The organism is Rhodococcus sp. NBC_00297 (assembly GCF_036173065.1).
GTDB lineage: Bacteria > Actinomycetota > Actinomycetes > Mycobacteriales > Mycobacteriaceae > Rhodococcoides.
This window is the reverse complement of sequence record NZ_CP108041.1, coordinates 1,938,223-1,952,267: the sequence shown is the minus strand read 5'-3', so window position 1 is coordinate 1,952,267 and position 14,045 is coordinate 1,938,223. Positions and strand designations below refer to the sequence as shown.

Here is a 14,045-nt window from a genome sequence, read left to right as displayed (position 1 = left end):
GATGCGGGACCCGATCATGTCAGCACCGGTGCCGCTGTTCCGAGCCGGGAGGCGCCGACGGTCTCGTAGGGTGACGCGGTGTCCTCGAACGAGATACCTGCGGGTCCCTCCTGGCCGACGCTTCCGTCCCACAGGTCGTGGCTCGACGGCGAATCCGCCCGGTTGCTCGACTTCGGCCGCACTCTCGATCACCCGTCGGGAGGCGCGGCGTGGCTCGACGACACGGGCGAGCCGGACCTGACGCGGCCGGTGTTCACCTGGATCACCGCGCGCATGGTGCACGTGCAGTACCTCGGTGCGCTGCTCGGGCATCCGGGCTCTCGCCGCAGAGCCGACCGACTGTTCGACGGACTCCTGACGGTGCTGCGCGACGACCGACACGACGGCTGGGTCGAGTCGACCGACGACGCGACCAAGTCGGCCTACACGCACGCCTTCGTCGTTCTCGCGGCGTCGACGGCCACCGCGGCGGGTCACCCTCGCGGACCTGCACTGCTCGCCGAGGCACTCGCCGTCGTCGATGCCCGGTTCTGGGACGACCGCAGTGGCATGTGCGTGGACACCTGGAACGCCGACTGGTCGGAACTGGACGACTATCGCGGGATCAACGCGAACATGCACATGGTGGAGGCGATGCTCGCGGCAGTGGACGCCGGCGCCCCCACGGTGTGGCGCGAGCGGGCCGCTCGCATCTGCGACAGCGTCATCGAGTGGTCCGAGGCCAACGACTGGCGCATCCCCGAACACTTCACCACCGAGTGGGAACCGCTGCTGGAGTACAACTCCGACAGTCCGGCCGATCAGTTCAAGCCCTACGGTGCGACGGTCGGTCACGGTTTCGAGTGGTCGCGCCTGATGCTGCAGGTCTCCCTCGTGGCCACCAGCGCGCGCGGCCACGACCACGTGGACGTCGCTCGATCGCTGTATCGGCGCGCCGCTGCCGACGGATGGCAGGAAGGGTCGACGCCCGGCTTCGTCTACACGACCGACTGGACCGGCCGGCCCGTCGTGACCCAGCGATTGCACTGGGTGCTGTGCGAGGCGATCGCCGCCGCCGCGACCCTGCTGCGGTGGACCGGAGAAGGGCAGTACGAGAACGACTATCGCGCGTGGTGGGATCACGCAGCCGACTGCTACGTCGACCGAGCGCGCGGATCGTGGCACCACGAACTCGACGAGCACAACGCCGTGGCGACGAGTGTGTGGGGCGGGAAGCCCGACACCTACCACGCAGCCCAGGCGGTGTGGATCAGTCGGTACCCCACGGGATCGAGCCTCGCGGCGGTGCTCGGTGATTCACAGGCGTCAGTCGGCGACTCCACCTAACTGCCCCACCGCCTCGTCGAGGGTGAGAACGTCCGCGTACTTCGCACGCAGGTCGAGCAGGTTCGACTCGTGCATCCCCGCCTCCCGATCACCACATGCGTCCGCGACCACGAGTGGCCGGAATCCGTGTTGCAGAGCGTCGGTGGCGCTGGCGCGGATGCAGCCACTGGTGGTCAGGCCGCAGATGTAGAGGGTGTCGACACCGCGTGCGGTGAGGGTCGCGGCGAGCGACGTGCCGAAGAAGGCACTCGCGTACTGCTTCGTCACGACGGTCTCGCCCGCTGCGGGCCGCGGGGCCGACGGGAAGTCGCCGAGATCCGAGCCCTCCTCGAACACGCTCAGCGCCGGGATCTTCCGCATGAACAGCCCGCCGTCGGCGCCGCCGGCCTGATAGCTCACGCGAGTGAAGACGACCGGTACCCCGGCGTCGCGGGCTGCCGCGACGAGAGTCGCGGCAGCGGCGACGGCGTCCTCCACGGGAGCGCGCAGGGGCGACCCGTCGACGAGGTACGCCTGCACGACGTCGACCACCAGTACCGCCGCGCTGCGCCCCGGTCCGAGATCGCCGGCGAAACCCGACTCGCGATACGACCCGAGCGTGTCCGTCACGCGCGCACCGCCTTCCGTACGTTGACGGGCGGACGTGGCGCCGGCAGACCGGTCTCCTCCTCGCACCGTTCGAGGATGACCTCGAGGGACGGACCCTTGTCGAACACCTCGATCTCGCCCCGCTCGGCTGCCATGCTCTCGCGTCGGCCCGCGGATGCGTCGGCATCGATGACACCGTCCGCGTCGCAGACGACGCCGTAGCCGGTCAGAGCGCCGTCTGCGCTGACGAGGCCGCGACGCACCTCGAGCGCCACCAGCTCGGGATCGCGCGTCAGCGGGTCGCCCCAGCCGCCGCCACCCCACGTCACGAAGTGCAGCACATCGCCCCGCGACACCTCGACGTCGTGAATCTTGCTGGGGAGGATCTCGGTCTCACCCGACGCGCGGATCAGCCACTTGCGTCCGCGTGCACCGGGTTTGCCGCCGTTCACACCCCACGGATAGGTGAGCCAGCGATCGTCGTGGATCGCGATGGTGCCCGGCTCCTCGAAGTAGTAGGCCACGTCCACGCCGTTGCCGCCGCGATGCAGACCGGCGCCGCCCGTGTCGGTGACCGTCTCCCACCGCTCGATGCGCAGCGGGTAGTACGACTCCAGGTACTCGCAGGGGATGTTGACGAACGACGGCCACAGCGAATGTCCGTCCGGACCGTCACCCATCGGTCGGCCGGGGATGCCACCGAAACCGATGGAGTACAGCTGGAACCACTCACCGTCCCGCGGTCCGCCGTCGTAATGGCCCGAGTACATGAAGTGGGGTGACGACGAGAACCCGGCGGCGTTGAGGATGTCGGGATTGTTCTTGCCCAGGAGCCCACCGAAGAGGTCGAACACCCGCCCGATGCCGTGGTTGCGGCCGTTGAGCGCCGCGGGATAGCGCGGTTTCCAGAACGAGTCCTCGGGAATGGTGACGTCGATCAGCGGATAGAAGCCGTCGTTCCAGAGGATCTGCGGATCCGCCACGGTGATGACGTAGATCCCGAAGAACATCCGGACGAGGTTCTCGTTGATGAAGTAGTTGATCGGACCGACCGCCTGCGGCGCCGCCTTGCTGAAGTCGAGGTGGATCTTCTCGCCGTGCCGGGTCAGTGTGATCGCGAGTTCGTAAGGTCCGTAACCACATCCGTCGTCGCAGATGAAGTCGTTGAACTCGATGGTCTCGCCGTCGACGAAGAGCATCGCGAGCAGTACCTTCATCGCCTGGTAGTTGCGGTCCAGCAGTGCGTCGAGGGCGGACAGGTAGACGTCGACACCGAATCTGTCGCACAACTCGACGATGCGCCGGGACGCCGTCGAACACGCGGCGACGAGGCCGTTGAGATCGGCTCTGTTCCAGTCGGGCTTGCGGACCTGGTTGAGGATGATGTCGAGCGCGGTCTCGTTGAGCTGCCCCTCGCTGTACAGCTTGAAGGGCGGGATGATGACGCCCTCCTCGAAGATGGTGTGCGCGTCGGTGGGCATCGACGACGGGGTCTTTCCGCCGACGTCGGACATGTGGCCGAACATCGACGACCATCCGACGACGCGGCCGCTGTGGAAGATCGGCAGCACGATGAGCCAGTCGTTGGCGTGGCTGATGGCGGCACCGCACGCGTACGGATCGGAGGTGAGGAGGATGTCGCCCTCACCGACGGTGCCGTTGAAATTGTCGAGGAAGTCGGGCACGGACAGACCGAACTGCCCGACGACCATCTTCCCGCTCGGATCGGCGATGAGCGGGAACTCGTCGTGCTGCTCGCGGATACCGGGTGAGAGTGCGGTACGGAAGAGCACCTCGTCCATCTCGTATCGGGCGTTGCGGAGCGCGTTCTCGATGATGTCGAGCGTGATCGGATCCACGGGAACCGTGGTGAAGGGCGTGGTCGAGGTCTCGATGATCGTGGCCATCAGGTCTCCTGAGATGAGTTCCGGGCGAGAGGGGATCAGCGGGGAGCGATGAGAAGGCTGGCGCTGGAATGGACCGTCGCGGCGTGACCGGAGAGGACCAACGTGGTCGAGTCCATCTCGGTGATCACGGCGGGTCCCTCGACGACGTTGCCTGCCAGCAACTTCACCCGGTCGTAGATGCCGGCCTTCGCGTACTCGCCGTCCATCCACACGTCGTTCGTGGACACCAGTGCGGCCGACGGATCCGCACCGCCCTCCTCGAGCGGCTGGAAGGCCACGTCCGGTCGCGGCCCGCTGACCGTGACGCGCAGGTTGATGACCTCGCGTTCGTTCTTCAACAGGAACGAGAAGAGACGCTCGTGCTCGGTGTCGAATGCCGTTCCCAGAGTGGACAGCAGATCGCCGGACTCGAGTGCGCTCGCGTCGAGATCCACGGGGATCTCGAAGCCCTGGCCCTGGTACCGGAGATCCACCTGGTACTTCGCCGTCTGCTGATCCGCGGGCACGCCCTCGGCCGACAGTCGTGCGGCCGCGGACGTCGCGAGTTCCGCCAGGGCGGTGCGCAGCTCGGCGTCGTCGGTGTCGGAGAACGCACGGATCATCGTGCGAGCGCTCTCGTCGCGGACGCAGGTGGTGGCGTCTCCGTAGGCGCAGAGGACGCCGGGCGACGGCGGGACGATGACAGGCCACGCGCCGGTGAGACGCCCGAGTGCGTTGGCGTGCAGCGGACCTGCGCCACCGAACGACACCAGTGCGAAGTCGCGGGGGTCGTAGCCTTGCTGCACGCTCACCAGTCGGAGTGCGCCGAACATGTTCTCATTGACGATGTCGACGATGCCCGACGCCGCTTCCTCGGGACTGCCGAGCCCGATGGCGTCGGCGATGGTCGCCACTGCCGTCCTGCTCGCGTCGACGTCGAGGCTCACCTCACCGCCCGCGAGAGCGGCAGGCAGGTACCCCAGCACGACGTTGGCGTCGGTCACCGTCGGCTCCGTGCCGCCGTTGCCGTAGGCCGCGGGTCCGGGGTCGGCTCCCGCGGATTGCGGACCCACCCGCAGCGCCTTCGTGAGCTCGGGGACATGGGCGATCGACCCGCCGCCGGCACCGACCGTCCGGACGTCCACACTGGTGGCGCGCACAGCGAGGTCGCCGACCTTGGTCTCACGACCGATCCGCGGCTCACCGCCGAGGACCAGTGCGACGTCCGTCGACGTGCCGCCCATGTCGAAGGTCAGGAAGTCGGAGTAGCCGGCCTGCTCGGCGAACCACACCGCGCCGGTGACGCCTCCCGCCGGGCCCGACAGCAGCAGGGACACCGGTGACTCGGCCGCCTTGGCCGACTGCACCAGGCCACCGTCACTGCGCAGGATCGACAGCGGCGCCGTGATGCCCTTCTCCTGCAGCGACCGGTCGAGGTTCCGCACGTAGCGAGAGACCTCCGGCTGCACGTAGCTGTTGGCCACCGTCGTCAGAGTGCGTTCGTACTCGCGCATCTCGGGAAGCACCTGGCTCGAGATGGAGACCGGAATGCCTGGCAGTTCGCTCTCCGCCCAGGCCGCGACCTGCTTCTCGTGCGCGTCGTTCGCATACGAGTTGATCAACGAGATGGTCAGCGCCTCGATGCCCGCACCGGCCAGTCGACGCAGTTGCGCGCGGGCCTGCTCCTCGTCGAGAGGAGTGATCTCCGACCCGTCGGCAGCCAGTCGCCCGACCACCTCGACGGTGTTCTCGAGCGCCGCGAGCGGTTCCGGCTTGGGCCAGATGATCCACCCCGCGAGCCCGCCCGGGACGAAGGAGCGCGCGATCTGCAGCACCTGGCGAAACCCGTCCGTGGTGACGAGCCCGACGCGCGCACCACGTCCCTGCAGGATGGCGTTGGTCGCGACCGTGGTGCCGTGCAGAACCTGCCCGATCTCCGACGGCTCGATCTCGGCCTCCGCGCAGACCTTCGCGATGCCGTTGAGCACACCGATCGACTGGTCCGCAGGGGTGGACGGTGTCTTGGCTCTGAAGGTGGTGCCGGTCGTCTCCTCGAGAAGCAAGACGTCGGTGAAGGTGCCGCCGACGTCGACGCCGAGTCGATAACGCATGGTGTTCTCCCGTGCTGTGAGGGTGAGAGGAGCGAAGGTCAGATGATGCCGCGCTCCGCGAGCGCCGCCCGGTCGGATTCCGTGACTCCGAGGAGTCGTCCGTAGATGTCGGAGTTGTGTTCTCCCAGTTCGGGTCCGGCGTGCCGGACCGAGCCGGGACTGTCGCTGAGCTTCGGTGCGACGTTCGCCATGGGGATCTCGCCGAAGTCCGGGTGCGCCAGACGCACGATGGCCTCGCGCGCGGCGAAGTGCGGATCGTCGAACATGTCCCGCGCTGTGTAGATGCGACCGGCGGGAACGCCCGCCTCGTGCAGGAGGTCGAGCACGGTGTCGGTGTCGAGGGCGGACGTCCAGGCCCCGACGATGTCGTCGAGCTCGGTCATGTTCTTCCCGCGCGCCTCGTGGTCGCGGTAGCGGGCGTCCTCGATCAGGTCGGTCCGGTCCATCGCGGTGACCAATCGGCCGAACACCGAATCCTGGTTGGCCGCGACGAGGATCATCTCGCCGCCCAGGGTGGGATAGACGTTGCTGGGCGCGATGTTCGGCAGCACGGAGCCGGTCCGCTCACGCTGGTACCCGCCGATCTCCCACTCGGGCAGCAGGGATTCCATCATGGCGAGCACCGCTTCGTAGATGGCCGAGTCGACGAGTTGCCCCCGTCCGGTGTTCTCCCGGTGATGCAGCGCGGTGAGGACGCCGATCGTGGCGAACACGGCTGCGAGTGAATCACCGAGGGAGATGCCGGTACGAGACGGCGGCATCTCGGGATTGCCGGTGACGTAGCGGATTCCGCCCATGGCCTCGCCGATGGACCCGAAGCCCGCCCGCGGTGCGTAGGGGCCGTTCTGGCCGTACCCGGTGACCCTGGCCATGATGAGGCGCGGATTGATCTCCCGGAGTGCGTCGAACCCGAGGCCCCAACGCTCCATCGTGCCGGGGCGGAAGTTCTCCACCACGATGTCGGCGTCCGCGATGATCCGGCGGGCGAGGTCCTGACCCTCGGCGCTGCGCAGGTTGCAGGTCACGGACTTCTTGCCGCGCGCGACGACGGGCCACCACAGGGACTTGCCGTGCGGCTTCTCCCGACCCCACTGGCGCATCGGATCGCCGGTGCCGGGCGGCTCGAGTTTGATCACCTCGGCGCCGAAGTCGGCCAGCAACTGTCCGCAGAAGGGGCCGGCGAGAAGCTGACCCATCTCCACGACACGCAGATCGGACAGTGGGCCGGTGGGGGCCTCGCTCATGAGGACTCCTTCGTCTCGTCGGTCGTGAGGGCTTGAAGCAGAACATGTTTGGCGGCGCGGACGTGGGCGCGCATCACCGAGTCCGCCCACGTCTCGTCGCCGGCGCGTAGAGCCGCGACCAGGTCGCGATGGTGGGCGTGACTGCGTGCGAGATCGACGGGGGCATAGCGATGGAAGGTGCGCATCACCAACGGCAGCTGGATCACCGCTCCGAGCATCGAGATGAGGCGGGTGCTGGCCGCGGCAGTGCGCACGATGGCGTGGAACTCGTCGTTGAGCTGCGCCATCAGGTCCAGGCGTTGATCTGCTCCCTCCCCGGCCGCGGTTTCCATGAGGTCGCACAGCTCGGCGAGTCGGTCGACGTCCTTCTCGCCGATACGTGAGGCCGCCCGTGCCGCGGCCATGGCCTCGAGCGTCATCCTCAGGTCGTAGATCTCCTCGAGGTCGTCCGCCGTCCACTGGTACACCCGAGCCCCGCGATGCGGCAGAACCTCGACGAGTCCCTCCATCTCGAGCTGTCGCAGCGCCTCACGCACCGGTGTCCGGCTGGTCTCGGTGAGTTCGGCGATCTCGACCTCTCCGAGACGTGCACCGGGCGCATACGTCCCGGACACGATGCTGTCGCGGATGTGCGCGTAGACGCGGTCGACGGCTCTCGCCATGGATGCGACTCCCTGTGGTCGGTGGTGAATTGTTCACAATGTAGGCCCATGACGATGGCGTGTCCCGGTAATCGTCGTTAAATTCTCGTTTCCGATCCGCTATTGCATACAACGGCGTGTCGGCGCAGGATGGGCCCATGACTGCGGTGCAACTTGTCGAGGTGGGTCCCCGTGACGGACTGCAGAACGAGGACGCTGTCCTCTCCGTCGACGACAAGATCGAACTGATCACGCGCAGCGTCGCCTCGGGTGCCACGCGCATCGAGGCGGTGAGCTTCGTGAACCCGAAGCGGGTGCCGCAGATGGCCGGCGCCGAGGAGGTCATGGCAGGCGTCCCGCGTGACGGCTCCGTCTCGTACATCGGGTTGGTGCTCAATCGACGTGGACTCGACCGCGCGCTGGCGGCCGGCGTCGACGAGGTCAACGTCGTGGTCGTCGCGACGGAGGAGTTCAGCAGGCGCAACCAGGGGTGCTCCGTCGACGAGGCGGTGGCGGCGGCGCACGACATCATCACGGATGCGCGTACGGCGGGGGTGCCGGGCACGGTCACCATCGCCGCATCGTTCGGGTGCCCGTTCAGCGGTGAGGTGGATCCGGTGCGAGTCGGCGAACTCGTCGCACGGATCGCCGAATGCGCACCGGCCGAGATCGCCCTCGCCGACACCATCGGCGTGGGAGTGCCGGCGCAGGTTCGTCGACTGGCGGAGCTCGCCACCCGGAACGCTCCGAACATCCCGCAGCGCTGGCACTTCCACAACACGCGCAACACCGGTTACGCCAACGCGCTGACCGCATTGGAGATGGGGGCGCAGGCCCTCGACGCCAGCATCGGCGGCTTCGGTGGGTGCCCGTTCGCACCCGCCGCCACCGGGAACATCGCGTCCGAGGACCTGATCTACGCGCTCGACCGCTCCGGCGTCGAGACGGGAGTGAGCATGGACGTGCTGGTCGACGCCGCGACCTGGCTCGGCTCGGCGCTGGGCAAGGACGTGCCGGGGTTCCTCGGGCGTGCGGGTGGCTTTCCTCCGCGGTGACCTGCGGGAAAGACGGCCGTGACTCGTGTTCCCGCGGGAGTTTCGTGTTCCCGCGGTAGATGCAACGCCTACGGGAACACGAAAGGCAAGCGGGAAGGCCGGAGGCCGGCCGTTTCTCAGCGGGAAGGCCGGAGGCCGGCCGTTTCTCAGCGGGAAGGCCGGAGGCCGGCCGTTTCTCAGCGGGAAGGCCGAAGGCTCAGACGACCCGGAACCGTTCGAGGACCACGAGAGTCGAGTCGTCGATGGTGAGGCCGGCCAGCGTGTCCGCCATCTCGTCGGATCGCCAGAAGCGTTCGTGCCCGGCACGCCATGCGGCGATGTCGGCGTGACCCTCACCCTCCGCGACGGCATGCGCATCGTCGACGTCGCCGAGAGCGCTGACGCGTACATCGGTGATCTCGATGACGCAGGCAGTGGCGCCGCCGGAGTCGATCACCCTGTGACGCTCGCCCACTCGGGGCAGCGGCTCGTTCTCGTACTCCACCCGCAGTGAGGTGGTCGCCGTCTTGCGGCCTGCGCCTATCGCCGACACGAGGGCATCGCGTAGCGGCCCGGGGAAGGCGAACTCGGCCACGGGGAGAGAGTCGATGTCGGCCATTCCTCGAGTATGGCGCACGCGGGTCGGGGTTCCCGCGGACGTTCCCGGTTGCTGCGGACGCTGCGACACCTACGAGAACCTGTGCGGTCAGCGGGAAGGCCCGAGGCCGGTCGAGGTCAGCGGCTCAGCGAGTACACGAGCGTGTCCGTCCACTCACCCTTGCACCAGCAGTCCTGCAGGCGCAGTTCCTCGTCGCGTAATCCCACGCGCTGGGCCAGACGTGCGGAGGCTGCGTTGCGCGCGTCCATCTCCGCGGTGACGCGCCGGACCCGGTCCAGAGCGAGTACCTCGTCGAGCATTGCCTGCACCGCTTCGGTGGCGTAGCCGTGGCCGGAGACGTCGCGCGCGAAGGTCCACCCGAGTTCGACGGTGTCCTCGGCGACGAACCACGCGGAGACAGTGCCGATCACCCGGCCGTTCAGCTCGACCAGAGCATTCATTGCCCCCGTGTCGAGACTCGTTCGCTCGCAGCGTCTCTGCACTGCGATCCGTGCGTCCTCCGCCGTCCACGGCTCGTGCATGAGGTACCGGCAGACCTCGGGATCGGTGTAGAAGTCGAGCCGGTGCTCGTCGTCGGGGGAATAGGTGCGCAGAGTGAGCCGCGCGGTGACGGCGACGACGGTCACGAGGGCGGCCTCGTCACCGCTGCCAGGACGAGGAGGAGAGCCGCCGCGGCGCCACCGACCAGAAATCCTGTACCGGGAGAACGGGAGTCGACCACCACGCCGATACCCGCGGAGGCGAGAGCAGCGCCCGCGTTCACCGCGGTGTTGATCCAGCTCGACGCCTCGGTGCGCACGTCGGCGGTGGTGAGGTGATCGGACAGCAGGTACCCCGTCACCAGGGCGGGCGCGATGCAGAAGCCCAACAGGAACAGTCCGACGTGCAGCGGCACCGTGGTCGAGACCAGCGACAGCAGGGAGGTGAGGACGGCCATCATCAGGACCGTCGTCAGAAGTCGACGGGTCAGCGAGCCGGCCCAGCTCCGGCGCCCGTACAGCAGTCCACCGCAGACACTTCCGGCTCCGAGCGCCGCGAGAAGCGTTCCGGCCGATCCGATGGCTCCCTGCTTCGCGGCGAAGGCTGTGGCGGCGATCTCCACGGTTCCCAGGACGGCCCCGACCCCTGCCATCGCTGTCAGGACACCGACGAAGCCGGGCCGGCGGAGTGGGCGCGACGAGGGAGTGGTCCCTGTCGTGCGCGGGCCGTGTCCGCGCGAGTGCCGGCTGGTGGTCATGCCGACCGTGCCGACGACGGCGACGCATCCCGTGGCGGCGAGTGCGATCGACGGGGACAGGGCGGTGACGAGGGTGGCGCCGAGGAGGGGACCGATGGTGAACATCGACTCCTCGCTCACGGCATCGAGACTGTAGGCGCGGGTGCGGGTCGGCCCCGGCGGCGTCAGCGAGCTCCAGACGACACGCATCGAGGCACCGAGTGGGGGAGGGAAGAATCCGGTGACCAGACTGCCGAGCACCAGGGACCAGGCCGGGGCATCGACGTACGTCAGAACGGCCAGAGTGCCCAGGGCCGTAGCGAATCCGACGGCCATCGAGACGAGGGCTCGCCGCTGACCGATGCGGTCGACGAGACGTGCCCGATACGGTGACGCCACCACATTGGCGACACCGAACGCACCCGTCGCGGAACCCGCGACCGCGAACGATCCGGTGGCACGCTGCACCGCCAACAGGATGACCAGTCCGACCATCGCGAAGGCCAGGCGGCCGAGCAGTGCGGGGAGGAAAGCGCGTGCGGCACCGGGTAATCGGACGATGCCGAGATAGCCGAGCGGATCCGCGGCGCGGTCGTCAGTGGGAGGAGGGTACGCCACCGGTCACCATGTCGAAGACGGCGTCGAGTTGAGCCCGGCCCTCGTCGACGTCGGGGTGGCGCTCGGCGATCTGGTTCAGCAGGGCGCGCTGGAAGATGCCGTCGATGGTGATGTAGGCGGTGGCCGGCGTGAGAACAGGCGCCGCTCCGACGAGTTCGCAGTACCGGGAGACGACGCGCCAGATCATCTCCTCGCGCCGGGACTCGATCTCGAGGACGTCGGCACGGAAGGAGGAATCGAACAGGCTCTGATTGCGCAGGTCGTACCAAAGGCGGTGGATCGCCGCGTCGGCGAGCAGAGTGCCGAAGAAGGTCTCGGTGAACGAGCGTCGCAGCTGCTCCGCGGACTCGGCCCCGGCGACGACGTCGTCGTACCGCGTCACACAGATCTCCTCGTACTGCCGCACGGCATGCGCGATGAGATCGAGCTTGTTGGAGAAGTAGTAGTGCAGGACGCCGTGCGAGTACTCGGAGTTCTGAGCGATCTCGCGGAGGCTGGTGCGGGCGTAACCGAGTTCCGCCAACGTCGCGAGAGTCGCCAGTGCGAGCTCGCTGCGACGCGCCTCGAACTTGTCTCGAGAGCGCTCCTCGACGCGAAGTCGGGGGTCGGTGGTCTGGGTCACCCGGAAAGCATACCGCCGCATCGACGAACTCTTGACAGTCGTCAAGAGTTTTCTTGACGACTGTCAAGACTTGTCCCTAGTGTTGCCTGCATCACATCGAACAGCGGATGTGATTCCACGCGAAGAACGCTTCGAACAAGGAGAGCGGACATGACGAGTTACGACCTGACCGGACGAACGGCACTGGTCACAGGCGGTGCGCAGGGCCTCGGCGCGGGAATGGCGCAGGCTCTCGCGGCGGCAGGAGCGTCCGTCGCCATCGCCGACATCAATGCCGCGGGTGGTCAGGAGACGGTCGAGGCGCTGCGGGCCACAGGAGCGAAAGCGGAGTTCGTCCAGCTCGACGTCACGGACGACGCGGCCTGGGAGGCGGCGGTCGAGTCGACCATCGGCGCACTGGGCGGCCTCGACATCGTCGTCAACAACGCGGGTATCGAGGTCACCAGTCTCATCGCCGATCTCGACGCCGAGGCGGCGTCCGCGATGCTGCAGGTCAACGTCATCGGCACCGCACTCGGCGTGAAGCACGCATTCCGCGCGATGCGCCCCGGTGGCAAGGCCGGTAAGGGCGGATCGGTGGTCAACATCGCCTCGGTCGCCGCCACCATCGCGTTCCCCGGAATCAGCCTCTACTCCGCCACGAAATCGGGCATCGACCGACTGACCCGGGTCGCGGCCGCCGAATCGGGAAAGCTCGGCTACGGCGTGCGCGTCAACTGCATCTATCCGGCACTGACCCCGACCGCGATGGGCAACAAGCTCGCGGTCGACACCGCGGAACTCGGCCTGTTCCCGTCCGTCGAGGCGGCAGTGCAGACCGTCGTGGAACTGACGCCCCTCGGTCGACTCGGCCAGGTCGACGACATGGCGGACGCCGTGGTGTTCCTGTCGTCCGACGCCGCGAAGTTCATCACCGGCGCGGGGCTCCCCGTCGACGGCGGCATGGGCATGTGACCTGCCGCCCCACCAGCACGGCTCTCGACCACCCCACTTCGAACCAGGAGATCAACCATGCCCACTGACAAGCGCGTCGTCGTCTACGGAGCGTCCGGCTACACGGGCCGCCTCATCTGTGAGTACCTGCGCGAGTACAACATTCCCTTCCTGGCCGCCGGCCGCGATCACGCCCGCCTGAAGGATGCCGTGAGTGCCGTGCCGGGTATCGACACCGTCGAGCACGAGATCGTCGAGGTCGAGCACACCGTGGAGGCGCTGACCGAGGCCTTCCGCGGCGCGACCGTGGTCCTCAACACCGTGGGACCGTTCGCCCGCTACGGCCACGAGGTGGCGCAGGCCTGCCTGGCCATCGGTGCGCACTACACCGACACCAACGGCGAGCAGAACTGGATGATCGACGCCGAGGCGCAGTACAGCGCCGACTTCGCCTCGCAGGGACTGGTTCTCACGCCGGGCCTCGCGCAGATGTACTCCATCGGTGAGATCGCCGCGAACATCTGCTTGGAGAACCCGGGTCTGAACAGCCTCGACATCCAGGTGTTCTGGAAGGGGCACCCCACCGTCGCCTCGACCAACACCATCCTCACCAACGCCGCGTTCTCCAAGGCGTACTACCTGGAGGAGAACGAGTACGTCGAGTGGCCCGCCGACGCCGGGCTCTACACCGTGAGCGTTCCCGGTCAGCACGATCTCGGCCTGGCGTTGCCGTGGGGCGGCACGTCGCACCCGGTCTGGTTCAAGAACGACCCGCGGGTCACCACCGCGAAGGCTCTCGGCGGTGTCTTCAATCCACCTCTGATGAAGGCGGTTCCGCTGTTGGTGGCCGCCGCCCTCGAACAGATGGAGGGCAAGTCCGACGAGGAGAAGTACCGCATCATCGACGAGCAGTCGTCCGCGATCCGCAGCGAGATGCCGCCCCGAGAGAATCCGCGCCTGAACACCTCGCTGGACTCGGTGTACGCATCGGGTCCGCTGGGCCGCGCACACTGCGTCATCCACGGCAACTGCAACTACAAGCAGACCGCGCTGCTCAACGCACACGGGGCTGCCGCACTTCTGCAGGGAGCTCCGCGCAAGGTCGGATTCGCCTCCAGCTGTGAGGCGTTCGGTCATCGCGAGTTGCTCGGCACGCTGCGGGCGTTCGGTCTGGTCCTGGACCCGATCGTCTCCGTGCACCGCTGAG

The 14,045-nt window shown here is 67.8% G+C and carries 13 protein-coding genes; 4 read left to right on the top strand and 9 right to left on the bottom strand.

Annotation, left to right across the window (positions count from 1 at the left end; all coding sequences use genetic code 11):
• Positions 1-78 precede the first annotated feature (78 nt).
• On the top strand, positions 79-1,326 hold the full coding sequence (locus OG947_RS09320) for an AGE family epimerase/isomerase (RefSeq protein WP_328813758.1): 1,248 nt from the start codon (positions 79-81) through the stop codon (positions 1,324-1,326).
• On the opposite strand, the gene OG947_RS09315 is transcribed toward OG947_RS09320, so the two are convergent.
• The 5 genes from OG947_RS09315 to OG947_RS09295 are packed head-to-tail and all read right to left on the bottom strand — an operon-like array spanning position 1,306 to position 7,817.
• Positions 1,306-1,935, bottom strand: coding sequence for an isochorismatase family protein (locus OG947_RS09315; RefSeq protein WP_328813757.1), 630 nt, complete (start codon positions 1,933-1,935; stop codon positions 1,306-1,308). The two genes, OG947_RS09320 and OG947_RS09315, sit on opposite strands and share 21 nt — an antisense overlap.
• The gene (locus OG947_RS09310; protein ID WP_037186312.1) at positions 1,932-3,821 is read right to left on the bottom strand and encodes a hydantoinase B/oxoprolinase family protein; all 1,890 of its coding nucleotides are present in this window, start codon (positions 3,819-3,821) and stop codon (positions 1,932-1,934) included. Before OG947_RS09310 ends, OG947_RS09315 begins: the two co-directional genes overlap by 4 nt.
• A gap of 35 nt (positions 3,822-3,856) precedes the next feature.
• On the bottom strand, positions 3,857-5,911 hold the full coding sequence (locus OG947_RS09305) for a hydantoinase/oxoprolinase family protein (RefSeq protein WP_328813756.1): 2,055 nt from the start codon (positions 5,909-5,911) through the stop codon (positions 3,857-3,859).
• 38 nt (positions 5,912-5,949) lie between these two features.
• Complete coding sequence (locus OG947_RS09300) at positions 5,950-7,155, bottom strand: CaiB/BaiF CoA transferase family protein (RefSeq protein WP_056443476.1); 1,206 nt, start codon at positions 7,153-7,155, stop codon at positions 5,950-5,952.
• Entirely contained in the window at positions 7,152-7,817 is a 666-nt protein-coding gene (locus tag OG947_RS09295; RefSeq protein ID WP_328813755.1) for a GntR family transcriptional regulator, read from the bottom strand. Before OG947_RS09295 ends, OG947_RS09300 begins: the two co-directional genes overlap by 4 nt.
• Positions 7,818-7,954: 137 nt before the next feature.
• Here OG947_RS09295 and OG947_RS09290 point away from each other — a divergent pair, with 137 nt between their 5' ends.
• Entirely contained in the window at positions 7,955-8,851 is an 897-nt protein-coding gene (locus OG947_RS09290) for a hydroxymethylglutaryl-CoA lyase (protein WP_056443478.1), read from the top strand.
• 196 nt (positions 8,852-9,047) lie between these two features.
• Here OG947_RS09290 and OG947_RS09285 read toward each other — a convergent pair whose 3' ends face one another.
• The 4 genes from OG947_RS09285 to OG947_RS09270 all read right to left on the bottom strand — a co-directional run bounded on the left by OG947_RS09285 (position 9,048) and on the right by OG947_RS09270 (position 11,905).
• Entirely contained in the window at positions 9,048-9,449 is a 402-nt protein-coding gene (locus OG947_RS09285) for an ASCH domain-containing protein (protein ID WP_222633199.1), read from the bottom strand.
• Between the two features lie 116 nt (positions 9,450-9,565).
• Positions 9,566-10,075 carry a GNAT family N-acetyltransferase gene (locus tag OG947_RS09280; protein WP_328813754.1) on the bottom strand — a complete coding sequence of 170 codons (510 nt, stop codon included), beginning with the start codon at positions 10,073-10,075 and terminating at the stop codon, positions 9,566-9,568.
• Positions 10,072-11,283: an MFS transporter gene (locus tag OG947_RS09275; protein WP_328813752.1), complete on the bottom strand. Its 1,212-nt coding sequence runs from the start codon at positions 11,281-11,283 to the stop codon at positions 10,072-10,074. The genes OG947_RS09280 and OG947_RS09275 overlap by 4 nt, the downstream gene beginning before the upstream one ends.
• Positions 11,261-11,905 carry a TetR/AcrR family transcriptional regulator gene (locus tag OG947_RS09270; protein ID WP_328813751.1) on the bottom strand — a complete coding sequence of 215 codons (645 nt, stop codon included), beginning with the start codon at positions 11,903-11,905 and terminating at the stop codon, positions 11,261-11,263. Before OG947_RS09270 ends, OG947_RS09275 begins: the two co-directional genes overlap by 23 nt.
• A gap of 150 nt (positions 11,906-12,055) precedes the next feature.
• Between OG947_RS09270 and OG947_RS09265 the strand changes: the two genes are divergently transcribed.
• Both OG947_RS09265 and OG947_RS09260 read left to right on the top strand, forming a co-directional pair.
• Positions 12,056-12,859: an SDR family NAD(P)-dependent oxidoreductase gene (locus OG947_RS09265; protein WP_042574244.1), complete on the top strand. Its 804-nt coding sequence runs from the start codon at positions 12,056-12,058 to the stop codon at positions 12,857-12,859.
• Positions 12,860-12,916: 57 nt separating this feature from the next.
• Entirely contained in the window at positions 12,917-14,044 is a 1,128-nt protein-coding gene (locus OG947_RS09260) for a DUF5938 domain-containing protein (protein WP_056443486.1), read from the top strand.
• The last annotated feature ends 1 nt before the right edge of the window (position 14,045 follow it).

Excerpts from the sequence above, each read along its gene's own strand:
- OG947_RS09300 (WP_056443476.1), bottom strand. The coding sequence starts at position 7,155 with ATGAGCGAGGCCCCCACCGGCCCACTGTCCGATCTGCGTGTCGTGGAG.
- OG947_RS09295 (WP_328813755.1), bottom strand. The coding sequence starts at position 7,817 with ATGGCGAGAGCCGTCGACCGCGTCTACGCGCACATCCGCGACAGCATC.
- OG947_RS09310 (WP_037186312.1), bottom strand. The coding sequence starts at position 3,821 with ATGGCCACGATCATCGAGACCTCGACCACGCCCTTCACCACGGTTCCC.
- OG947_RS09285 (WP_222633199.1), bottom strand. The coding sequence starts at position 9,449 with ATGGCCGACATCGACTCTCTCCCCGTGGCCGAGTTCGCCTTCCCCGGG.
- OG947_RS09290 (WP_056443478.1), top strand. The coding sequence starts at position 7,955 with ATGACTGCGGTGCAACTTGTCGAGGTGGGTCCCCGTGACGGACTGCAG.
- OG947_RS09260 (WP_056443486.1), top strand. The coding sequence starts at position 12,917 with ATGCCCACTGACAAGCGCGTCGTCGTCTACGGAGCGTCCGGCTACACG.
- OG947_RS09305 (WP_328813756.1), bottom strand. The coding sequence starts at position 5,911 with ATGCGTTATCGACTCGGCGTCGACGTCGGCGGCACCTTCACCGACGTC.
- OG947_RS09265 (WP_042574244.1), top strand. The coding sequence starts at position 12,056 with ATGACGAGTTACGACCTGACCGGACGAACGGCACTGGTCACAGGCGGT.